The sequence below is a fragment of the Aeromicrobium sp. CTD01-1L150 genome (assembly GCF_041951745.1).
GTDB lineage: Bacteria > Actinomycetota > Actinomycetes > Propionibacteriales > Nocardioidaceae > Aeromicrobium.
This window is the reverse complement of record NZ_CP169555.1, coordinates 1045523-1067620: the sequence shown is the minus strand read 5'-3', so window position 1 is coordinate 1067620 and position 22098 is coordinate 1045523. Positions and strand designations below refer to the sequence as shown.

17 protein-coding genes are annotated in these 22098 nt (G+C 70.5%); 9 read left to right on the top strand and 8 right to left on the bottom strand.

Going from position 1 to position 22098, the window contains the following annotated elements; genetic code table 11:
* Positions 1-51: 51 nt before the first annotated feature.
* The 5 genes from glpX to ACEVFP_RS05225 all read left to right on the top strand — a co-directional run bounded on the left by glpX (position 52) and on the right by ACEVFP_RS05225 (position 4712).
* Positions 52-1059 (top strand): class II fructose-bisphosphatase, encoded by a 1008-nt coding sequence (gene glpX / locus ACEVFP_RS05245; RefSeq protein ID WP_375002530.1) that lies wholly within the window; start codon positions 52-54, stop codon positions 1057-1059.
* A gap of 92 nt (positions 1060-1151) precedes the next feature.
* A complete protein-coding gene (locus tag ACEVFP_RS05240; RefSeq protein ID WP_375002528.1) occupies positions 1152-2054 on the top strand; it encodes an alpha/beta fold hydrolase in 903 nt (300 codons plus the stop codon).
* Entirely contained in the window at positions 2051-2668 is a 618-nt protein-coding gene (locus tag ACEVFP_RS05235; RefSeq protein ID WP_375002526.1) for an FMN-binding negative transcriptional regulator, read from the top strand. Before ACEVFP_RS05240 ends, ACEVFP_RS05235 begins: the two co-directional genes overlap by 4 nt.
* Positions 2661-3278, top strand: coding sequence for a spermidine synthase (locus ACEVFP_RS05230; protein WP_375002524.1), 618 nt, complete (start codon positions 2661-2663; stop codon positions 3276-3278). Before ACEVFP_RS05235 ends, ACEVFP_RS05230 begins: the two co-directional genes overlap by 8 nt.
* A 45-nt stretch (positions 3279-3323) precedes the next feature.
* Positions 3324-4712, top strand: coding sequence for a class II fumarate hydratase (locus tag ACEVFP_RS05225; protein WP_375002523.1), 1389 nt, complete (start codon positions 3324-3326; stop codon positions 4710-4712).
* Between the two features lie 39 nt (positions 4713-4751).
* Here the strand turns inward: ACEVFP_RS05225 and ACEVFP_RS05220 are convergent, their stop codons facing one another.
* From ACEVFP_RS05220 to uppS, 7 genes are all read right to left on the bottom strand, one after another.
* Positions 4752-6116, bottom strand: a complete 1365-nt coding sequence (locus ACEVFP_RS05220; RefSeq protein WP_375002522.1) for a DUF2079 domain-containing protein — start codon at positions 6114-6116, stop codon at positions 4752-4754.
* A complete protein-coding gene (locus ACEVFP_RS05215; RefSeq protein ID WP_375002520.1) occupies positions 6113-7651 on the bottom strand; it encodes an ATP-binding cassette domain-containing protein in 1539 nt (512 codons plus the stop codon). Before ACEVFP_RS05215 ends, ACEVFP_RS05220 begins: the two co-directional genes overlap by 4 nt.
* A complete protein-coding gene (locus tag ACEVFP_RS05210; protein ID WP_375002518.1) occupies positions 7648-8628 on the bottom strand; it encodes an ABC transporter permease subunit in 981 nt (326 codons plus the stop codon). Before ACEVFP_RS05210 ends, ACEVFP_RS05215 begins: the two co-directional genes overlap by 4 nt.
* Entirely contained in the window at positions 8625-9896 is a 1272-nt protein-coding gene (locus tag ACEVFP_RS05205; protein WP_375002516.1) for an ABC transporter permease subunit, read from the bottom strand. The genes ACEVFP_RS05210 and ACEVFP_RS05205 overlap by 4 nt, the downstream gene beginning before the upstream one ends.
* On the bottom strand, positions 9893-11128 hold the full coding sequence (locus ACEVFP_RS05200) for an extracellular solute-binding protein (RefSeq protein ID WP_375002515.1): 1236 nt from the start codon (positions 11126-11128) through the stop codon (positions 9893-9895). Before ACEVFP_RS05200 ends, ACEVFP_RS05205 begins: the two co-directional genes overlap by 4 nt.
* A gap of 71 nt (positions 11129-11199) precedes the next feature.
* Positions 11200-12486 carry a PhoH family protein gene (locus ACEVFP_RS05195; RefSeq protein WP_375003765.1) on the bottom strand — a complete coding sequence of 429 codons (1287 nt, stop codon included), beginning with the start codon at positions 12484-12486 and terminating at the stop codon, positions 11200-11202.
* 808 nt (positions 12487-13294) lie between these two features.
* The gene (gene uppS / locus ACEVFP_RS05190; protein WP_375002514.1) at positions 13295-14059 is read right to left on the bottom strand and encodes a polyprenyl diphosphate synthase; all 765 of its coding nucleotides are present in this window, start codon (positions 14057-14059) and stop codon (positions 13295-13297) included.
* A 17-nt stretch (positions 14060-14076) separates the two neighbouring features.
* Between uppS and ACEVFP_RS05185 the strand changes: the two genes are divergently transcribed.
* From ACEVFP_RS05185 to ACEVFP_RS05170, 4 genes are all read left to right on the top strand, one after another.
* The gene (locus ACEVFP_RS05185; protein WP_375002512.1) at positions 14077-14778 is read left to right on the top strand and encodes a hemolysin III family protein; all 702 of its coding nucleotides are present in this window, start codon (positions 14077-14079) and stop codon (positions 14776-14778) included.
* Positions 14779-14909: 131 nt separating this feature from the next.
* Complete coding sequence (locus ACEVFP_RS05180) at positions 14910-17507, top strand: DEAD/DEAH box helicase (protein WP_375002510.1); 2598 nt, start codon at positions 14910-14912, stop codon at positions 17505-17507.
* A gap of 212 nt (positions 17508-17719) precedes the next feature.
* Entirely contained in the window at positions 17720-19216 is a 1497-nt protein-coding gene (locus ACEVFP_RS05175) for an LVIVD repeat-containing protein (protein WP_375002508.1), read from the top strand.
* On the top strand, positions 19213-19857 hold the full coding sequence (locus ACEVFP_RS05170; protein WP_375002506.1) for a DUF305 domain-containing protein: 645 nt from the start codon (positions 19213-19215) through the stop codon (positions 19855-19857). The genes ACEVFP_RS05175 and ACEVFP_RS05170 overlap by 4 nt, the downstream gene beginning before the upstream one ends.
* A gap of 45 nt (positions 19858-19902) precedes the next feature.
* Here ACEVFP_RS05170 and ACEVFP_RS05165 read toward each other — a convergent pair whose 3' ends face one another.
* Positions 19903-21897, bottom strand: coding sequence for a thioredoxin domain-containing protein (locus ACEVFP_RS05165; protein WP_375002504.1), 1995 nt, complete (start codon positions 21895-21897; stop codon positions 19903-19905).
* Positions 21898-22098: the final 201 nt, after the last annotated feature.

Sequence of the window (22098 nt, the reverse complement as noted above, 5' to 3'; positions counted from 1 at the left end):
TGCTCACACGGCGATGCCGCTGCTCGACTCACCGTCGGTAGGGTGTCGCCCGTGGAAAGCCTTCAGCCTGCCGCCCAGGCCCCTGACCGCAACCTCGCCCTCGACCTGGTCCGCGTGACCGAGGCCGGCGCCATGGCCGCCGGCCGATGGGTGGGGCGTGGCGACAAGAACGGCGCGGACGGCGTGGCGGTCAACGCCATGCGAAGCCTCATCAACACCGTCCCCATGAGCGGCGTCGTCGTCATCGGCGAGGGCGAGAAGGACGAGGCGCCCATGCTGTTCAACGGCGAGGAGGTGGGCGACGGCACCGGCGCGGAGTGCGATGTGGCCGTGGACCCGATCGACGGCACGACGCTGACCGCCAAGGGCATGCCCAACGCCATCTCCGTCATGGCGGTCGCGCCACGTGGCTCCATGTACGACCCGTCGGCCGTCTTCTACATGGACAAGCTCGTGGCCGGGCCGGAGGCGGCCGACGCCGTGGACATCCGCCTGCCCGTGGCCAAGAACATCGACCTGATCGCCAAGGCCAAGGGGGTCTCGCACTCCGACGTGACGGTGTGTGTCCTGGACCGGCCGCGTCACGCGCAGCTCGTGCAGGAGATCCGCGACGCCGGTGCGCGCATCAAGTTCATCTCCGACGGCGACGTCGCCGGAGGCATCGTCGCGGCTCGCCCGGAGACCGGCGTCGACCTGCTCGTCGGCACCGGTGGGACCCCCGAGGGCATCATCACCGCCTGCGCCATCAAGGCCGTGGGCGGCGTCATCCAGGGCCGGCTCGCGCCGGTCGACGACGACGAGCGGCAGCGTGCCGTCGACGCCGGCCACGACCTCGAGCAGGTGCTCCTGACCGACGACCTCGTCGTCGCCGACGACTGCTTCTTCGTGGCTACCGGCGTCACGGACGGCGAGCTGCTCCAGGGTGTCCGCTACGGCGCAGGCCGCGCCTTCACCGAGTCCATCGTGATGCGCTCGCGCAGCGGAACGATCCGCAAGATCAGCTCCGAGCACCGTCTGGAGAAGCTCAAGGCCTACGCGGCCGTCGACTTCGGGCACTGACCCGCTGAGTGTGACGTTTCGGCCCCGAAAGCCTGTCTCCCGGGGCCGAAACGTCACACTCAGCGTGGTTCGGGGGTCGTACCATCGGGCGCATGGCTGGATCCGGCGAGCAGTTCGCGCACCTGCCCTCGGGCATCGACATCTGCCACGAGACGTTCGGCGACACCGCCGACCCGCCCGTCCTGCTCGTCATGGGCCTCGGCGGTCCCATGGGATGGTGGGCGATGGAGTTCTGCGAGGAGCTGGCCGCCGAGGGCCTGTTCGTCATCCGCTACGACAACCGCGACACGGGCCGCTCCACCAAGCTGCGCCAGTACCACGTCTCCAAGCTCGACATCGTCAAGGCCGCGGTGGGGATGGTCAAGAACCCCCCGTACCGCCTGGGCGACCTCGCCGACGACGCCTTCGGGCTGCTGGACCACCTCGGGATCGATCAGGCCCATCTCGTCGGTGTCTCCATGGGCGGCATGATCGTCCAGACGATGGCGATCGACCGACCCGAGAGGGCCCTGTCGATGACGTCGATCATGTCGACCACCGGGCGACGGACGGTGGGCTACCAGCACCCGCGGGTGCTGCCCGGCCTGTTCGCCTCCTCCGGGAGGACGCGCGATGAGTACGTGGCCCGATCGCTGCGGGCCACCGCGATGATCGCCTCCCCGGACTACCCCACGACGGACGAGGACGCTCGCGCCCGCGCCCACGAGACCTACGACCGCGGATGGACCGCCAGCGGCGTCGCGCGTCAGCTGATGGCCATCCTCACGCAGACCGATCGGACCGCTGCGCTGGCCGACCTCGATCTCCCGGTCACCGTCGTCCACGGCCTCAAGGACCCGCTCGTGCACCGTTCCGGCGGCAAGGCGACCGCCGATGCCATCCCCAGGGCCGAGCACATCGAGATTCCCGGCATGGCGCACGACCTGCCGGTGCAGCTGCACGGGACGTTCATCGAGGCCATCACCGGCACCATCGCACGGTCGGTCCACCGGTGAGGCACAACCCGCACCACGCCAGTGAGGATCCCGGGGTCGTCCGGGCCCTGGTGCATGAGCACCCGTGGACGACCATCGTCAGCAACGGCCCTGGTGGCCTGGTTGCCTCCCACTACCCGGTGCTGCTCGACGACACCGAGGAGCTCGTCGCGCTCACCCACGTCGGCCGGCCGGACGAGACGGTCCATGGGTTCGACGGCCGTCGCGAGTCACTGCTGGTATTCCAGGGCCGGCACGGCTACGTCTCTCCCAGCTGGTACGCGCCGGGGTCGAGCCGCGCGCCCACCTGGAACTTCACCGCAGTGCACGCGCACGGTGTGCCCGAGGTCCTCGACGACCGGGAGAACCTGGCGGTCCTCACCCGCCTCGTCGCCCACTTCGAGCAGCATGTCGACGAGCCGATGTACCTCGACCAGGACTGGGGAGCACGTGCCGCGCAGGGGACGGTGGGACTGCGCATCCCGATCAGCCGGTTCACGGCCAAGGTCAAGCTGAGCCAGGACAAGGACGAGCAGAGCGTCCAGAACGTGATCGACGAGCTCCGCACGGACGGCCCCTACTCCCACCCCGGTCTCGCCGACGACATGGAGCGGGCACGCGGCCGCGATGTCTGAGGACGTCGTGCTCCGGCGCCGCGCCGACGGCGCCACCGAGCTGCGGGTGGGCGGCGTCTTCGTCATGGACGACGTCGAGACGTCGTCCGAGGAGATCCTGGCTGACCGGGCCATCTCGTGCGGTGCCCGTGACGTGCTCGTCGGTGGGCTGGGCCTGGGATACACCGCACGGGCTCTGCTGGCGTCCCCTCAGGTGCAGCGGGTCGTGGTCGGGGAGCTGCATCGTGCGGTGGTCGAGGCGGTCGCCGCGGGCCACGGCGCGGGCCCGTTGGAGGATCCTCGTCTGCAGATCGTCCTGGGGGACGTCCGAGACGTCGTGGCGGCGCAACGGCCCACCTCCCTCGACGCCGTGCTGCTCGACGTCGACAACGGGCCCAGCGCGCTGGTGCACGAGTCCAATGCCGGCATCTACGAGAGCGACGCCCTCGCCGACGCCGTCCGTGTCCTGCGCCCGGGTGGGACGCTCGCGATCTGGTCGATGGCGGACTCCCCCACGCTCCGACAGCTCATGGCGGGTTTCCTCGACGACGTCACCGCCGATCGGGTCCCGGTTCGGTTGCAGCAGCGCGACGAGGCGTACTGGATCCTCACCGGGACCCGTCCTCGCTGACACCTCGTGGGCGTGGGGTCGCCGCACGCCAGTAGGGTCGGCCGCATGACCACCGAATTCCGCATCGAGCACGACACCATGGGCGAGGTCAAGGTCCCCGCCGACGCCCTCTGGCGGGCCCAGACGCAGCGCGCCGTCGAGAACTTCCCGATCTCCGGCACCCCGATCGAGTCCGCACAGATCCGGGCACTGGCCCAGATCAAGGCGGCCTGCGCCAAGGCCAATGCCGAGCTCGGCATCCTCGAGTCCGACCTCGCCGACGCGATCGTCGCGGCGGCCGAGGAGGTTGCTTCCGGCGCACACGACGCGCACTTCCCGATCGACGTGTTCCAGACCGGCTCCGGCACGTCGTCGAACATGAACACCAACGAGGTCCTGGCGACGCTCGCCACGCAGCGTCTGGGCCGCGAGGTCCATCCCAACGACCACGTCAACGCCTCCCAGTCCAGCAACGACGTCTTCCCGACGTCGATCCACGTCGCCACCACCGCGTCGGCCACCAACGAGCTGATCCCGTCTCTCGATCACCTCGCGAGCTCACTGGAAGCCAAGGCGTCGCAGTTCCAGGAGGTCGTGAAGTCAGGTCGCACGCACCTGATGGACGCCACCCCGGTCACCCTGGGGCAGGAGTTCGCCGGGTACGCCGCCCAGATCCGCAAGGGCATCGCGCGTGTCGAGTCGGCGCTGCCGGCTGCTGCCGAGGTCCCGCTGGGCGGCACTGCCGTGGGCACCGGCATCAACACACCGCAGGGCTTCCCGCAGCGGGTCATCGAGCTGCTCGCCGAGGGCACGGGGCTGCCGATCACCGAGGCCACCGACCACTTCGAGGCGCAGGGGGCCCGCGACGGCCTGGTGGAGATGTCCGGCCAGCTGCGCACCGTCGCGGTCAGCCTGACCAAGATCTGCAACGACCTGCGGTGGATGGGCTCGGGCCCGCGCACGGGTCTGGCGGAGATCCACCTGCCGGACCTGCAGCCGGGATCCAGCATCATGCCGGGCAAGGTCAACCCGGTGCTGCCGGAGGCCACGCTGATGGTGGCCGCACAGGTGATCGGCAACGACGTCACCATCACGACCGCCGGCCAGTCCGGGTCGTTCGAGCTCAACGTCCAGCTACCGGTGATCGGCCGCAACCTGCTGGAGTCGATCCGTCTGCTCGGCAACGCCTCACGCGTCCTGGCCGACCGCACGATCGACGGCATCACCGCCGACGTCGAGCGCTGCCTGGAGTATGCGGAGTCGAGCCCGTCGGTGGTCACGCCGCTCAACCGGCACATCGGCTACGAGAACGCCGCGGCCGTCGCCAAGAAGGCGGTGGCGGAGCGCAAGACCATCCGGGAGGTCGTCGTTGCCGAGGGCTACGTCGAGCGGGGGGACATCACCGAGGCCGACCTCGACGCCGCCCTCGACGTCATGTCCATGACCCACCCCTGACCACGCACGTCGGTTGACCACCGCCCCAGTGGTCGACCGTCAGGCGTCGGAGCCGGTGCGGCGGGCGAGCTGGTAGCCCTGCTCGTCACGCACCAGCTCCCAGGAACCGCCGAAGGTCGTGGAGGCGTACTCCAGGATGTCGGGCGGTGCACCGAAGCCGCCCCACTGGTCCAGCAGGACGAAGTCCGGCGACGCATCGCCGACGGTGCCGAGCCAGAACACCTGCCGCTCGGTGCCCAGGTGGGTGATGAGGCCGATGTCGGTCACCACGGACGCATCCTGCGGGACGTCACGGATCACCGCCGCGGCCGCCGCCTCGCGCGGTCCCTCGCGCCACGTGGTGCTGTCCACCAGCGATGCCATCGGTGAACCGATGAGCATCACCGCCGTCACGACGAGGGCGGGCACGGTGGCCCAACGCAGCTCACGGTGACGGACCATGGCGTCGATCGCCGCCACGAACACGATCGGCATGAGCAGCAGCGAGTAGTGCCAGTCGGTGCCCCAGTAGAACTCGACGTCACCCACGAACCGCCACGCGAACGTCGGCAGCACGAGCAGCGCCCACCGCGAGAACAGCGCCGACAGGCCCGTGACCCCGAACGTGAGGAGCACCGTGAGCAGCTTGCGATCCACACCCGTGAACAGGGTGATCGCCAGGCCGTCGTCGCCGCCGGCGTTGGTGGCATAGTCGTAGACGCCCGCCGGGTTGAACGCCGGCAGCACGACGAACACGACCAGCGCTGCTCCCACGAGTCCCACGCCGGCGAGCAGCAGGCCGCGTCGGCGCTGACCGGCGAGCCACAGCACGAGGCCGACCACGGCGACGGTGATCCCGAGATCTTCCTTGACGAGCAGCAGCGGCAGCGTCCACAGCACGACGGCGGTCCAGCGACGCTCGACGTAGGCTGCACCGGCGAGCGCCAGCAGCGGGGCGCCGAACGCCACCTCGTGGAACTGTGCGGCGACGGCCGAGATCAGGCCGAAGGAGAGCCCGTACGCAACTCCCAGGGCCAGTCCGACCCGCCGCCCGAGGTGCCGCACGGCGAGTGCGGTGACGACGTGCACCGAGATCGCCAGCAGCACGGCCTGGGCGAGGAGCAGCGTCTCTGCCGCGGGGAACAGCCGGTAGACGGGTGCGAGCAGTGCGACGATCGGGTGGAAGTGGTCGCCCAGGAGGTTGTAGCCCGGGCCCTTGATGTCGACGATGGGCCAGCCGAGGTCGGCATAGCCGCGCAGGGCCTGCTCGAAGATGGCGTTGTCCCACGACGTCGGCTCCAGCCGGCGGTGACGCAGGATGGCCAAGGTCGAGTACAGCAGGGCACAGACGGCGGCCCAGGGTGCGGCGACGAGCCACACCCTGCGCCCGGGAACGGCCGACGCGGCCGTGCTCGCAGCGTTCACCCGGCGGGGGTGCCAGGCTGCGGGCGGCCAGATGACTCGGCGGGGGTGCCGGGCTCCGGGCGGCCAGATGACTCGGCGGGGGTGCCGGGCTCCGGGCGGCCAGATGACTCGGCGGGGGTGTCCTCGCCGTCCGACTCCTCGCCGTCCGACTCCCCGCCGTCCGACTCCCCGCCGTCCGACTCCTCGCCGTCCTGGCCCGCGTCCTCGTCGCCGTCCTGGCCCGCGTCGCCGGTGGACTCCGCCGCCGGCTCACCGGACTGGGCCGGATCCTCCGGCGAATCCTCGACCGTCTCGTCGGCCGTCTCGTCCGCGGAAGCCTCGTCGGTCTCCGCGACCACGACCGGCTCGCGCCGCCGCACGGGCGGGCGTCGCAGGTTGTCCCCGGTCACGGCGTCAAAGACGTGCAGGCGGTCGCGCGGGACACAGATGCGCGCGGCCTGACCGGTCTGCAGACGGGCCGGCTCACCCGCGGAGATGGCGGGGAGCTCTGCGACGAAGAAGTTCTGGAAGAGGTCGTAGTCGAGCTCGTCCTCGATCGCCTCGAGCCGCTGCTCGACCTCAGGGTCGACCTCGTAGCCGAGGTAGGCGAGCTGGGTGCCTCCGCTCCACTCGACGTCGTCGACACGTGAGGTGAGCTGTAGGGCGCCCGGCACGGACCGCGCCGCATCGGAGGTCCCGTCCAGGCAGTGTTCCGGGCGGACGCCGAGGATCACCTCCTCACGGTCACCGAGCAGCCGTTCGAGCTCGTCGTCGACGGGGACGTCCAGCATCGGGGAGACGAGGCGCGAACCGCGACGGGTGGCTGGGAACAGGTTCATGGCCGGCTGGCCGAGGAACGCCGCGACGAACAGGTCGGCGGGCTCGACGTAGATCTCCTCCGGTGATCCGGCCTGCCGCACGGCGCCCTGGTGCATGACGACGACGCGGTCGGACAGCGTGAGCGCCTCATCGACCCGCGACGTCGTGAAGATCGACGTGTGAGCGCTCTCGCGCTGCCACTGCGTCACCACGGAACGGACATGGGTGCGCACGCGGTCGGGCTGGGCTGAGAACGGCTCGTCGAAGAGGTAGGCCAGCGCGTCGCGGGTGAGGGAGCGGCCGATCGCGACGCGCTGCCGCTGGGCGTCGTCGAGGTGGACGGGCTTGAGGTCCAGCAGCGACGACAGCGCGAGGAGACCGGCCACCTCGTCGATGCGTTCGGCCAGCTCGGCCTTGTCGTGGCGTCGCAGCCGGGCGGCGAAGGCAAGGTTGTCGTGGGTGTCGAGGTGCGGATGGAGCGCGTGGTCCTGGAAGACCAAGGCGAGGTCGCGATCGCGTGCGCCGACGGCGTTGACGACGACGCCGTCGAGGAGCACGTCGCCGTCTGCGTGCTCGTCCAGCCCGACGAGCACGCGCAGGAGCGCGGTCTTGCCCGCTCCGGGCGGTCCACAGACGACGACGGTCTCACCCGAGGGGACGTGCAGGTCGACGCCGTCCAGGAGCATGCTGCCGTCGGGAGCGTCCAGGAAGACGCCTCGCAGCTCGATCGAGGTCATCGGTACGTCCTTCCGATCAGGTGGGCGATGCGACGCGGGGCGAGCGCCAGCAGCACGACGACCGGCAGCAGCCACATCAGGCCGACTGCGGCAGCAGTCGAGGAGGTGGAGTCGGCGCTCTGCGACGCCAGGAGCAGGGTGGCCGGCAGCGTCCGGGTCTCCGGCCCGGGCGCCACAGCGGCCCCGAGCACCGCGTCACCGGCCGTCACGACAAAGACCAACAGGGTGACGAGCACGAGCACCGGGGCGAGCGCTGGCAGCACGAAGGTCCGCAGCTCCTGACGGCGGGTGGCTCCGTCGGCGCGTACGGCATCGCGCAGGTTCCACGGCGCGTGCAGCATGACGGTGACGTTGAGCCACAGTGCGAGCGGGAGCGCGATCAGCAGCGTCGGGGCCACCAGCGCGAGCGGCTCGTCGGCCACCCCGAGGTCGAGCAGCTGGACGGCGATCGGACCCGCGAGCGCGACCACGGGGAGCAGCAGCACCGCGACGAACAACCCGTAGAGCACGCGCCGGCCCCGGACTCTGCGCTGCGCGAGGGCATAGGCCGCGGGGATGGTCACCAGCATCGCGACGAGCGTGGCGAGCCCGGCCACGAGAGCCGAGGTGACGGCGGCACGACGCAGCTCGCCCGGGCTCACCACGGCGTCGAAGGCCGCCCAGGAGATCGACGTCGGCCACAGGTCCCTCGGCGGAGCGTCGCCCACGGATGTCGCGACGGTGAACATCCACAGCAGCGGCAGGAGGGTGAGCACGACGAGCAGCTCAACCCCGAGCACCGCCCACAGCGACAGCGGGCGACGGGTGTCGGCCACCAGGACGCCGACGGCTCCAGTCACCATCAGCAGCAGGGCCACGGCGAGCCACACCCACCGGTCGGGGCCGGTGATCACCAGGACGCCGACGTTGGCGATGACGAAACCGACGAGGAAGGCGCCGGTGGCGGCCCACAGGCGTGAACGGACGGTAGGTCTCACAGCACCCTCCTCACGCCGAGCAGCTTCGCCAGGACGATGCCGACGATGGCCGCCAGGATCAGCAGCAGGACCGACGTCGCGGCTCCGAGACCGAGCTCGAACGCCTCGAACGTGGAGTCCCAGACGAGCACCGAGACGGTCTCGCGGGTGGGGTCGCCGGCGATCAGGGGGGCCTCGACGACGCGCACCGCATCGAGGGCGCGGTACACGACGGCGACGGCGATCGCGGGGGCGGCCGCCGGGCGGGTGACGCGCCAGAAGCGCTGCCAGGCGTTGGCGCCGTCCGCGACGGCTGCCTCGCGCAGCGCCGGGGAGACGCGGGCGAGTCCGGCCAGCAGGATGAGGGTCGTGATGCCGGTACCGCGCCACACCTCGCCCGCCAGCAGGGCGGCAAGCCCGGCGATCGCGGAGTCGTCGTCGTAGCCGAACCACTCCGGTCCGAAGCCGACGGTGAGCGCGTCGCGCCACAGCACGGCCGTCACGACGGACAGGAGCGCGAAGGGCACGAGGAGCAGCCCCAGGAGCCAGCGTCGGCCGTGGACGATGCGGCGCAGCGCCGTGGCAAAGGCACTGGCCAAGGCGAGCTGCACGATGACCGCCACCACCACGAAGCCGATCGTGGTGGCCACGGCGGTCCACCAGGTGCGGTTGGAGAGCACCGAGCCGTAGATGTCGAGACCGGCGAACGAGCGGTCGGCCGGGGTCACGAGCGAGGACTGGAACAGGGAGTCGTAGACCGCCTTGCCGAGCGGCCACGCGGTGACCACCAGCAGCAACACCGTGGCCGGCAGGACCCACCACAGGCCGCCTCGTTCCAGACGTCGCGGACGCCTCGACCGGCCCTGGCGACGGCTCGATCCGGCCGGCACTGCAGCGATCGGCACCTGGTCACCGGTGCCCGCGTCCTCCGGATCCGGGTCCACCGGGCCCGTGCCCTCGCGGCCGGCGTTCTCGACGCCCGTGTCCTCGCGGCCGGCGTCCTCTGCTGCCTCCTCGACCTCCACCGGCGGATCCGTCTGCGCTGTCTCGGGGGCGTCCTCGCCCTGGGTCGGTGCCCGCGGCGCGCGGGGGCCGTCCTCCTGCACCGGTGGTGGCTGCGCAGCATCCTGCGCCCCAGCATCCTCGACCGGCCCAGCATCCTCGACCGGCCCAGCATCCTCGACCGGCCCAGCATCCTCGACCGGCCCAGCATCCTCGACCGGCGCGGCCTCTGGGGCGTCGGCCGCGGCCTCCTGGTCCGGCTGCTCCTTGCGGCGACCCCACCTCATGGCAGCCTCCCGCCCACAGCATCGCGCACGGCGTGCTCGGACTCCCGTGGCGTGACTTCGGGGTCGACGTCGGCGGTGGGCAGCCAGGTCCGCAGGATCGCCTCACGGACCCGAGGCCAGTAGGGAGTCGACGGCACGGTGGCGCCCGACCGAACCGCAGGTTCGGTGACCTCGGCCAAGGGGTACCCGGCGACGACCGCCTCGTCCTCGTAGGTGCTGGCACGGGCCGCGCTGTGGCCGGACTCGACCATGATCTCGCGCATCGACGTGGGCGAGGTGAGGCACGAGATGGCGTCGTAGGACAGCTCGGAGTCGGGGGCGTACAGCGGAACCGCCAGGCCGGCGCCGTCCACCGGGGCGATGCTCTCCTCCTCGACCACCGGGAAGGGAGCCCACTGCAGGTCACGGGCGACGCCGGACAGGGCCGGCTCGGAGACGACCGAGCTGGGCGCCAGGAGGAACGAGCCGCTGCGGGTGGCGAACTTCTCCACGGCATCGCTCGACGGTGGCTCGCCACCGGTGCCACCGATGCGTCCGACGATGCCGGCGGCGCTCTCACCGGCATCGGAATCCAGACCGAGCTTCGGAGATCGACCCTGCCCCTGCAGCACCGTTCCCCCCGCTGCGACGACGAGGGCGTTCACCAGGGAGGGGAATCCGTGGCCGGCCGGGTCGTCGATCTCGATCCGCGCGTCGAGCCGCTCCGCACCGTCCAGCAACGCCTCCCAGGTGATGGGTTCGTCCGTGTCGAGCCCGGCTCGCTCGGCGGCGGTCCCTCGCCACCACAGCATGTAGGGGTCGAACCACCACGGCGCGACCACGAGCCGCTCCCCGTCGCTCGCGGCCAGCAGGGCGCTGGGGAAGACGTCCTCGGCGAACGGCTCCTTGAGCTCCTCGGGGATCGGCGCCAGGTACCCGGCGGCGGAGACCTCGGAGGTGAGCGCATTGTCGAGGGTGATGATGTCCATCGAGTCGTCGTCGGCGGCCAGTCGTCGCACGAGCATCGAGTGGCGCTCGTCGGCATCCTCGGGCAGCTCTTCGACGCTGATCGTGTACTCACCGGCTGCCTCGGTGGTGCAGGACTCCGCCAACGCCTGCGCGTCCACCCGGTCCGGGCCGGTGTACCAGTGCAGCTCAGGGCTTGCGCCGTCGTCGGGTCCGCCCGCGCCGCAGGCCGCGACCGCGAGCAGCACGAGGGCGCACAGGACCCTCACGACTCCCCTCAGGTTCACGGTGCCACTGTGCCACAGCGCCGAGGCCCGGCGGCGGGGTCCGGGGAAGTCGGCAGGCTGGGCGACTCAGGTCAGCGGCTGACGTCCTCCAGCATCTCGGTGACCAGGGCGGCGACCGGTGAACGCTCGGAGCGGGTGAGCGTGATGTGGGAGAACAGCGGGTGACCCTTGAGCTTCTCCACCACTGCGACGACGCCGTCGTGGCGGCCCACGCGCAGGTTGTCGCGCTGGGCGACGTCATGGGTCAGGACCACCTTGGAGTTCGCCCCGATACGCGACAGCACCGTCAACAGCACGTTGCGCTCCAGAGACTGGGCCTCATCGACGATGACGTAGGAGTCGTGCAGCGACCGGCCCCGGATGTGCGTCAGCGGAAGCACCTCGAGCATGCCGCGGTCGAGGATCTCGTCGATGACGTGGTGCGAGGCCACAGCACCGAGGGTGTCGAAGACCGCCTGCCCCCACGGCCCCATCTTCTCGGACTCGCTGCCCGGCAGGTAGCCCAGCTCCTGGCCACCGACTGCGTACAGGGGGCGGAAGACCACCACCTTCTTGTGCTGGCGACGCTCCATCACGGCCTCCAGCCCGGCGCAGATGGCCAGGGCCGACTTGCCGGTTCCGGCCCGTCCGCCGAGGGAGACGATGCCGACCTCGGGGTCGAGCAGGAGGTCGAGGGCAACACGCTGCTCGGCGGATCGGCCGTGGATGCCAAAGGCGTCCTTGTCGCCGCGGACGAGCTGGACTCGCTTGTCGGCGGTGACCCGGCCCAGGCCGCTGCCGGAGTCAGAGAGCAGGACGAGGCCGGTGTGGCACGGCAGGTCCTGTGCTCCGTCGGCATCGATGACCGCAAGGTCCACCGAACCGTCCTCGTAGAGCTGGTCGAGGTCCTCGCGGGCCACCTCCATCTCTCGCATGCCCGTCCATCCGGACTCCAGGGCCAGCTCGGCCCGGTACTCCTCGGCCACGAGGCCGACCGATGACGCCTTGACGCGCATCGGCAGGTCCTTGGAGACGAGGGTGACGTCGCGCCCCTCGACGGAGAGATTCTTGGCCACCGACAGGATGCGCGTGTCGTTGTCGCCCAGGCGGAACCCTGCGGGCAGGGCCTCGGGGTTGGTGTGGTTGAGCTCGACGCGGATCGTGCCGCCCTCCTCGCCGATGGGCAGCGGGACGTCGAGCGTGCCGTGCTTGACGCGCAGGTCGTCGAGGTGGCGCAGTGCGGTGCGTGCGAAGTAGCCGAGCTCGGGGTGGTGGCGCTTGGCCTCCAGCTCGGTGATGACCACCACGGGGACCACGATCTCGTGCTCGTGGAACCGGTGGATGGCCCCCGGGTCGGCCAGCAGGACGCTGGTGTCCAGGACGTAGGTGCGGTGTGCGGACGCGACGCCGGGAGCTGCGTCCTCAGGGGCTGGGGTCTTCGGCGCGGCGGTGCTGTGCTGGTCCGTGCTGTGCTGGTCCGTACTGGGTTGGGCGTTGCTGGTGGAGTCTGGCACGACTACTCCCGAGGACCCGCGCGCCACCTGCGCCGGCCCTACTCCTCGATCCGGGTGGGGCGGCTGAACTCAGGGGCGAGCATCAACACACTCGCAACGTACGTCGGCACCCGTTCCCGGGCGTGGCGACACGCTGGGGCGCACGTGACGTGCGCGTGAACTGTGGGCAACCGACGACCCACGGCAACCCACCCCGCATCCGGCGCAACTCATGCCCCCGTTCCCCCTCCTCGGTGGTTGAGTAGCGCGATCCTGCGTCGCACTCAACCACCGAGAAGCTTGCGCAACCCCTCACTCCCGCTCCGTCCTCGGTGGTTGAGTAGCGCGGACGGCTGGGGGTACCTCCCGCGAGCGCAGCGAGTGGGGGCGGAACGAGCCACGTCATCGCGTATCGAAACCACGTCACCCAACGACGCACACCACCGTCAACGTGGCTTCGATACGCCGCTCGCAGAGCTCGCGTCGCACTCAGCCACCGTGCAGCTCGCGCAGCCCATGACTCCCGGCACCCTTCCTCGGTGGTTGAGTAGCCCTCGGCCAGCTGGGGGTACCTCCCTGCACGGAGCACAGCGAAGTGCTCGGGGGCGGAACGAGCGTCGCCGAGGGCGTTCGAAACCATGACCCTCAAACCGAGGCGCACCCACGTCACCGTGTGCTCACGGCTCGTGAGGCCTCAGGTGCCGAAGCGGCGTTCGCGGGCGGCGTAGGAACGCATGGCACGCAGCAGGTCGACCCGCCGGAAGGCCGGCCAGAGCACGTCGGAGAAGTAGAACTCGCTGTGCACGCTCTGCCACAGCAGGAACCCGGACAGGCGCTGCTCCCCCGACGTGCGGATCACGAGGTCGGGGTCGGGCTGGCCCTTGGTGTAGAGGTGCTCGGCGATGTCGTCGACGACGAGCGTCGACGCGACCTCCTGCAGGGAACGCCCCTTGGCGGCCTGCGCGAGCAACAGCGAACGCATGGCGTCGGTGAGCTCCTGACGTCCGCCGTATCCCACGCACACGTTGACCTGCATGAGTCCTGAGTCCTGCGGCGACGCCGCGGCGGCCCGCTCCAGACGGGCCGAGGAGTCCTCGGGCAACAGCTCGAGGTTCCCGATCAGGCGGACGTGCCAGCGACCGTCGTCGGCGAGTCGGCCGACGAGAGCCTCCACGGCATCGAGGATGCTCACCAGCTCGGCGTGGGGACGCTGCAGGTTGTCGGTGGACAGCACCCAGAACGTCACCGTCCCGACGCCGAGGTCGTGACACCAGCCCAGGAACTCATCGACCTTGGCGGCGCCGGCGGCGTATCCCTGCTCCAGTCCCATGCGGGCATCCTTGGCCCAACGACGGTTGCCGTCGACGATCGCACCGACGTGCCGAGGGAGGCGATCGGTGTCGAGCCGACGGAGAATTCTCCGCTCATATGCCCCGTACGCGAGATCGCTCAGACCCATGGCGCTAATCTCACCACATGACGCGTACCGACTCCGAGACCGTCGTCGACGAGATCGGCGAGCGGTTCCGCGAGAACTTCGAGGAGATCAAGCCCAGGCTGCGCGGCTGGCTGCACGCCGCCACCGCGCCGCTGTCGTTCTTCTCGTTCCTGGTGATGATGGTCATCGCCGACGACGTGCTCGTGCGCGCCGGGGTCGCGGTGTTCATGGTGAGCGCCCTGGCGCTGTTCACGTGCAGCGCGCTGTACCACACCCGACGCTGGTCCGACGAGGCTCGCCTCATCTGGAAACGCATCGACCACGCCAACATCTTCTTGCTGATCGCAGGCTCCTACACGCCCTTCTCGCTGCTCCTGCTGGACACGCGCGAGGCGATCATCATGCTGTCGCTGGTGTGGGGCGGCGCCCTCGCCGGCGTCGCGTTCCGCATCTTCTGGATCGGTGCGCCACGTTGGGCCTACGTCCCGCTGTACCTCCTGCTCGGGTGGGCGGCAGTGCTCTACTGGGGCGACTTCACCGCGAACGCGTCGACCGCCGTGCTGGTCCTCATGATCGTCGGAGGCGGTCTCTACACGCTCGGGGCACTCGCGTACGGCTTCAAGTGGCCCAATCCCTGGCCGCGCTGGTACGGGTTCCACGAGATCTTCCACACGCTGACCATTGCAGCCTTCGTCGTCCACTACGTCGGTGTGAGCCTGCTGGCATACCAGTCACGGTGACATCGCAGGAGCCACCGGACCACGGTGGAGAGCGCCGAAACGACCTCAGCGACCACCACCGGCCGGATGACCCGCCCCAGAGGCAGGCCGGGCCCCCGGCGGGGGTCCCGGGCCGTGGGCGGGAGAAACTTGTGCTCCCGACCGGGGCGTCCCCTGACGACGTCTACGAGGAGATCGGGGCATGGGTCGAGGAGCGCGGCATCTCGCTCTACCCGGCGCAGGACGAGGCGATCCTCGAGCTCGTCTCCGGCTCCAACGTCGTCCTCGCGACGCCGACGGGCTCGGGCAAGAGCCTTGTCGCGACGGCCGCGATCGCCGCAGCCCTGGCGCGCGATGAGTGCGCCGTCTACACCGCCCCCATCAAGGCGTTGGTGAGCGAGAAGTTCTTCGACCTGTGTGCCGTCTTCGGACCGGAGAACGTCGGCATGATGACCGGCGACGCCTCCGTCAACGCCGATGCTCCCGTCATCGCCGCCACGGCCGAGGTCGTGGCCAACCTCGCCCTGCGTGAGGGGTCGGCCGCCGACGTCGGCCTGGTGGTCATGGACGAGTTCCACTACTACGCCGACCCGGACCGCGGGTGGGCGTGGCAGGTGCCACTGCTGGAGCTCCCGCGAGCACAGTTCCTGCTGATGTCCGCCACGCTGGGCGACACCACCCGGCTCGAGCGCGACCTGACGCGCCGCACGGGACGCGAGACAGCGCTCGTCGCCTCCACCGAACGTCCGGTCCCCCTCGTCACGTCCTACGTCACCACGCCGGTGCAGGAGACGGTCACCGAGCTGGTCGAGACGCACCAGGCGCCTGTCTACATCGTCCACTTCACCCAGGCCGCGGCCCTGGAGCGGGCGCAGGCGCTGAGCAGCGTCAAGCTGGCGAGCCGGGAGCAGCGCGACACGATCGCCGAGGCGATCGGCGGGTTCCGGTTCACGTCGGCCTTCGGCAAGACGCTCTCGCGCCTGGTCCGCATGGGCATCGAGGTGCACCACGCGGGGATGCTGCCGCGGTACCGGCGTCTTGTGGAGCAGCTCGCCCAGCAGGGCCTGCTGGTCGTGGTGTGCGGCACCGACACGCTCGGTGTCGGCATCAACGTGCCCATCCGCACCGTGCTGTTCAGCGGGTTGTCCAAGTACGACGGCCGCCGCCACCGACAGCTGCAGGTACGCGAGTTCGCCCAGATCGCCGGCCGTGCGGGACGTGCCGGGTTCGACACGACGGGTGCGGTCGTCGTGCAGGCACCCGAGCACGAGGTGGAGAACCTCAAGGCCCTCGCCAAGGCCGGCGACGACCCCAAGAAGCGGCGCAAGGTGGTGCGCAAGAAGCCGCCCGAGGGGCACGTGACCTGGAACGAGTCCACGTACGAGCGGCTCACCACCGGCACACCGGAGGCCCTCACCTCACGCCTGCAGGTCAGCCACTCGATGGTGCTCAACCTGTTGACCCGCACCGGGGACGTGCGGGCCGCCGCCGAGCACCTGGTGAGGGAGAGCGACGAGGACGACGCGGCACAGCAGCGGCTGCTCGCCGAGGTTGACGCGATCATCGCGTCGCTGCTGGCGAGCGGTGTCGTGGAGGAGGTGGACCCACCGGAGGTCGGTTCGCCTGAAGTCGAGGCCGAAGGAGCCGCCGAGCGTGGGGGCACGCTGCGCCTCACGGTGGACCTGCAGAAGGACTTCGCGCTCAACCAGGCCTTGTCGCCCTTCGCGGTGGCGGCCCTGGAGCTGTTGGACCGCGAGGCGCCGGACTATGCCCTCGACGTCGTCTCGGTCATCGAGGCGACCGTGGAGGACCCACGTCCAATCATCCGCGCCCAGCTGGACCGCGCACGGGGCGAGGCCGTCGCGCAGATGAAGGCCGACGGGATCGAGTACACCGAGCGCATGGAGCTCCTGGAGGACGTCGAGCACCCACAGCCGCTGCGCGACGTGCTGGAGGCGGCGTACGAGACGTACAGCCAGAGCCATCCCTGGGTGCGCGACCACGAGCTGCGGCCCAAGTCGGTGGTGCGGGAGATGGCGGAGCGGGCGATGACGTTCTCCGAGGTCGTCTCGGAGTATCGCCTGGCCCGCTCCGAGGGGGTGGTGCTGCGCTACCTGAGCGACGTCTACCGGGCCCTGGGACGCACCGTGCCGCAGTACGCGCGCACCGAGGAGCTCATCGACATCATCGAGTGGCTGGGCGAGCTCGTGCGGCAGACCGACTCCAGCCTGCTCGATGAGTGGGAGGAGCTGGTCGACCCCAAGGACCCACAGACCATCGAGCGGGCGCGTGAGGTGGCCGAGGAGGGCCGGGCTCCGCACGCCGTCACGCGCAACGAGCGCGCGTTCCGGGTGCTGGTGCGCAATGCGGCGTTCCGCCGGGTGGAGCTGGCCGCGCTGGGACGCTGGGACGACCTCGCCGAGCTCGATCCCGACGTCGACTGGGCGGCGGCCATCGAGGCGTACGACGCGGAGTACGCCGCGGTGCCGTCTGCCGCCCAGGGCCCGGATCCCTCGCAGCGGCCCTCCGCCGCCCCCGGCCCGGCACCCCCGCCGATCGGCACCGGGGCGCAGGCCCGGGGGCCGGCGATGTTCACGGTGAGCACCGAGGGCCGGACGTGGCACGTCAGGCAGACGTTCGACGACCCGCAGGGCCACCGGGACTGGGGCTTCTCGGCGACGGTCGACCTCGACGCCAGCGACGAGTCTGGCCAGGCCGAGCTCACAGTCACCTCGGTGGGCCCATTCTGACGTCTCGGCCCGTGATCGGTGCCTTCTCCCACCGAATGCCGGACACAGGCCCTGATCGGTGTCTCAGCAACCGAATCGGGCGTCTCTGGGTTGCTGAGGCACCGATCGGCAGCCCTCCACGACGTCCTGGCCGCCCGCCGACGTGGACTGTCACCGCTGTTTACACTAGGTTCGACGTGGCCTGAGTCACTCATCGAACCCCGGGGGTCCCGATGCCGTCCGTCATCACTCGTCGCACCGTCGGCGCCTTCGCCCTCTCGCTCGTCCTCGTCGCCTCCTCCACCAGCGGGGCGACCCCGGCCACCGATGACCCGGTGCCCGACGACGTGGCGCCCGACGCTCCCATCGGCCTGGCCGAGTGCGACGAGGGTTCCGCTCCGGAGACCGGGGTCCAGGGCCAGGTGCCCCGCGAGGACCGCATCTCCAAGCGCAGCCGCGACCCGTACACCTGCAACCTGGAGAAGCTCGGTGACCTCCAGGGCTCCGGTGCCGGCATCCTGAGCGCCAAGTACGAGAACTGTGTCTTCTTCGGCTCCTTCGGGCCGTCGCTGCTGACTGGCCGGCCCGGCGTGCAGGTCATCGACGTCTCCGACCCCGAGTCCCCCCGCCACGTGCGGACGCTGCGGAGCCCGGCGATGGCCGCCGGCACCTGGGAGACCCTCAAGGTCAACGAGGAGCGCGGGCTGCTCGCGGCGGTGGGCACCACGGCCCTCATCGGCGCGCTGAAGTTCGACGTCTACGACATCTCCTCGGACTGCACCGACCCCCAGCTCACCAACGGCATCGCCGGCTCCGACACGATCTCCGCACCGGTCGACGTCCTCGGCCACGAGGGCAACTGGTCTCCCGACGGACGCACGTACTACGCGACCTCCACCGGCGGCGGCTGGCTGACGGCGATCGACGTCGAGGACCCGGCCAAGCCGCGCAAGATCTGGAGCGGGTCCACCGGGTTCGGCAACCACGGACTCTCCGTGAGCGACGACGGCAACACCCTCTACGGCGTGACCCTCTTTCCCGGTGGTGTACAGATCTTCGACGTCTCCTCCATCCAGGACCGTCACGGCCACCCGCGGCCGCAGGAGATCGGCTCGCTCTCCTGGGACGACGGTGAGCTGACCCAGCACACCATCCCCATCACCCAGGACGGCCGCGAGTACCTCGTGGTCGTGGACGAGGCCGGTGGCGGATCAGCCCGCATCCTGGACATCGAGGATCCGACGTCCCCGGAGCTGGTGCGCAACATCCGCCTGGAGATCAACCGTCCCGAGCACCACGACAAGCGTCGCGCCGACACCGGAGGCGACGGGCTCTGGGGCTATGAGGCCCACTACTGCAACGTCGACCGCCGCGACGAGCCGACCGCGCTCGGCTGCGGGTTCGTCCAGTCCGGCATCCGTGTCTTCGACATCGCCGACGTCCGCAAGCCACAGGAGATCGCGTACTACAACCCCGGCGGCATCGGCGGCGGGCCGGAGAACCTCCTGCGGCTGGCCAACTCGCCGCACGCGCTCGTCGTGCTCGCACCACCGCTCATCTCCTTCCGGGACCTCTCGCTCTCCAACCTGATCGGCACGGTGCAGCCCGACATGAACACCGACTGGTGCATGTCGCCGCCGTTCTTCGTGGGTGACGACCAGCTGTGGTTCACCTGTTCCGACAACGGACTCATCACCACGAGGTTCACCGACGGCGCCGGCCGCACATGAGTCGTGGGCGTCTGCTGACGCTCGGGGTCGCCCTGGCGGGCCTCGGCGTCGCCGTCGGGTGGTTCGCAGGACTCCTCGTGCACGGCGACGGTCACGAGCAGCACGAGGCGCAGGAGCCGGCCGCGGCCGATATCGGGTTCAGCCAGGACATGGTGGTCCACCACGAGCAGGCGGTGGAGATGGCGCGGATCGTGCAGGGGCGGGTCGAGGGTCGTGTCGGCGTCCTGGCTGCGTCCATCCTGGAGGTCCAGACCCGCGAGGTCGGGATCATGCGGGGCTGGTTGGACCTGTGGGGCGCCTCTCAGGTGGCCGGGGAGCCCATGGCGTGGATGGACGGTGAGCATGCGGGACACGGCGAGGAGTCATCCGGCGATGCCCCGATGCCGGGGCTGGCGAGCGTGTCGGAGATGCAGTCACTCGACGACCTGACCGGCGAGGAGCTGGAGGTCCAGTTCCTGCAGCTCATGCTCCGCCACCACGAGGGCGGGATCGAGATGGCCGAGCACGGGAGCCGGATGGCCTCCGTTGACGCCGTCTCGGCGCTGGCCCGATCGATGAGCGTGGAGCAGCAGCAGGAGTCCGAGCTCATCGTGCAGCTGCTCGCCGAGCGAGGCGCCGACCCCGAGCTCGACCCGTCCTAGTCCACACCGTCGACGTGATCTCACGACGTCGCCCACCGAGGCGAGTCAGCCCTCCAGGTCGTCGGGCTCTGTCGTGGGCAGGGAGCAGACGAAGTCGCGGCAGACATAGGCGGCCGGTCGTCCCTCAAGAGCCGTGCGGCCGGCCAGCAGCGGCACGTCGTCGCTCGGCTGGCTCGCGACGACGACGGCACCGGGGCTCCTGCGACGCAGCGCGGCACGGTGCAGGGCATCGCGCTGCGGACCGGCCGGGCCGACGACCGCGATCTCTTCCGGCCCGGCGAGCACCGCCTCGCCCGCCGCCAGCGTCCAACCGGCGAACCGCGGGGCCTTGCGGCCCACCACCGCGGCGCTCGCCAGCGCTGACTCCGCACCGGTGCGGAACCGCTGCTCGCCGGTGACCGCTGCCGCCGCCAAGAAGGCGTGCGCGACCGCCGACGTGCCGCAGGGGTAGGCATTGTCAGTGACGTCCTGAGGGCGCACGAGCAACGGCTCGACGTCGTCAGCGGTGTCGAAGAACCCACCCTCGGGGTCGACGAAGTGCTCCAGCACCCGGTCGAGCACCCACGACGCGCGACGCAGCCACACCGCGTCGCCGGTGATGCCCAGCACCGCCAGGAACGCCTCGGCCACGCAGCCGTGGTCCTCCAGGACACCGGCGTGCCCGCCGGCGACGCCGTCTCGCGAGGTCCGCAGGAGACGACCGTCGTCGACCCCGTGCACCGTGGCGAGCAGCTCGGCCGACGCGACGGCGGCCTCGGCGTAGCGTGGCTCGTGGAGCAGCACCGACGCCTGCGCCAGTGCCGTGACGGCAAGACCGTTCCACGCCGCGACGACCTTGTCGTCGCGCTCCGGCCGGGTCCGCTGCGATCGTGCGGCAAGCAGCCGGGCCTTGACGTCGGCCCAGCGCTGCGGGTCGTCCGGGTCCTCACGCAGCTGCAGGGTCGAGTACCCGCGCTCGAAGGTGCCCGGACCGGTGACGCCGAGCAGCCTGACCGCCCACGATCCGTCCTCGGCACCGAGGACCTTCATCAGCTGGTTGGGGTTCCAGACGTAGTAGGCGCCCTCGTGGACCTCCCCCTGCTGGTCGACACTGTCGGCGTCCAGCGCGGAGGCGAACCCGCCGTGTGGCGTGCGCAGCTCGGTCAGCAGGAAGTCAGCCGTCTCCCTGGCGATTCGCTCTACGAACGGGTCGTCCTCCACGCGGGCCAGGTGCAGGTAGGTCCGCAGCAGCAGTGCGTTGTCGTAGAGCATCTTCTCAAAGTGCGGCACCTGCCAGTGCCGGTCGACGCTGTACCGGGCGAAGCCGCCGCCGAGCTGGTCATACATGCCGCCGCGGGCCATCGCCTGCGTCGTGGCGCGCACGACCGCCAGACTCCGGACATCTCCGGTGCGTGCATGCTGACGCAGCAGGAACTCCAGCACCATCGACGGTGGGAACTTGGGGGTGCCGCCGAAGCCCCCGGCCTCGTCATCGTGCTGACCGTTGAGTGAGCTGGCAGCCGCGTCCAGCGCATCGGCGTCCAGGGCACCGCCGCGAGCGTCGATCCGTTCGCGCAGGTGCTCCAGCACGTCGCCACCGACCTGCAGCACCTCCTCGCGCCGGTTCTGCCAGGCGTCGACGAGCCCTTGCAGGATCTGCGTGAAGGCCGGCATCCCGCGGTTCGGCTCGGGCGGGAAGTAGGTGCCGGCGAAGAACGGGCGGCCGTCCGGGGTGAGCACGACGGTCATCGGCCAGCCGCCCTGGCCGGTCATGGCCTGGGTGGCCTGCATGTAGACGGCGTCGATGTCGGGCCGTTCCTCGCGGTCGACCTTGATGTTGACGAAGTGGTCGTTCATGTAGGCAGCGGTGGCGGCGTCCTCGAACGACTCGTGCGCCATGACATGGCACCAGTGGCACGCGGCGTACCCGACGCTGAGCAGGATCGGCCGGTCGAGCTCTTTCGCCAGCGCGAGGGCCTCGGGCCCCCACTCCCACCAGTCGACGGGGTTGTCCGCGTGCTGCAGGAGGTACGGACTGGCCGCTTCGCCGAGACGGTTCATGCCCACCATCATCACGCAGACACCAGACACACCCCGCAGGCCCGCTCCGCGATGCGAGGAGACCCACAGCCGCGAGCCTCCCGGTCGAGAGGATGACAAGCGGCGAAGCCACCGCGACCGGCGTACGGATGGCCGGAGGCATCGGGCCACGGCAGGCCGACCCTGCCGGTCGGCTCGGCGCGGTGCTGGCTGAGCGATGGA

Excerpts from the sequence above, each read along its gene's own strand:
- ACEVFP_RS05240 (WP_375002528.1), top strand. The coding sequence starts at position 1,152 with ATGGCTGGATCCGGCGAGCAGTTCGCGCACCTGCCCTCGGGCATCGAC.
- ACEVFP_RS05230 (WP_375002524.1), top strand. The coding sequence starts at position 2,661 with ATGTCTGAGGACGTCGTGCTCCGGCGCCGCGCCGACGGCGCCACCGAG.
- ACEVFP_RS05225 (WP_375002523.1), top strand. The coding sequence starts at position 3,324 with ATGACCACCGAATTCCGCATCGAGCACGACACCATGGGCGAGGTCAAG.
- ACEVFP_RS05215 (WP_375002520.1), bottom strand. The coding sequence starts at position 7,651 with ATGACCTCGATCGAGCTGCGAGGCGTCTTCCTGGACGCTCCCGACGGC.
- ACEVFP_RS05205 (WP_375002516.1), bottom strand. The coding sequence starts at position 9,896 with ATGAGGTGGGGTCGCCGCAAGGAGCAGCCGGACCAGGAGGCCGCGGCC.
- uppS (WP_375002514.1), bottom strand. The coding sequence starts at position 14,059 with ATGGGTCTGAGCGATCTCGCGTACGGGGCATATGAGCGGAGAATTCTC.
- ACEVFP_RS05185 (WP_375002512.1), top strand. The coding sequence starts at position 14,077 with ATGACGCGTACCGACTCCGAGACCGTCGTCGACGAGATCGGCGAGCGG.
- ACEVFP_RS05175 (WP_375002508.1), top strand. The coding sequence starts at position 17,720 with ATGCCGTCCGTCATCACTCGTCGCACCGTCGGCGCCTTCGCCCTCTCG.
- ACEVFP_RS05170 (WP_375002506.1), top strand. The coding sequence starts at position 19,213 with ATGAGTCGTGGGCGTCTGCTGACGCTCGGGGTCGCCCTGGCGGGCCTC.
- ACEVFP_RS05165 (WP_375002504.1), bottom strand. The coding sequence starts at position 21,897 with ATGAACCGTCTCGGCGAAGCGGCCAGTCCGTACCTCCTGCAGCACGCG.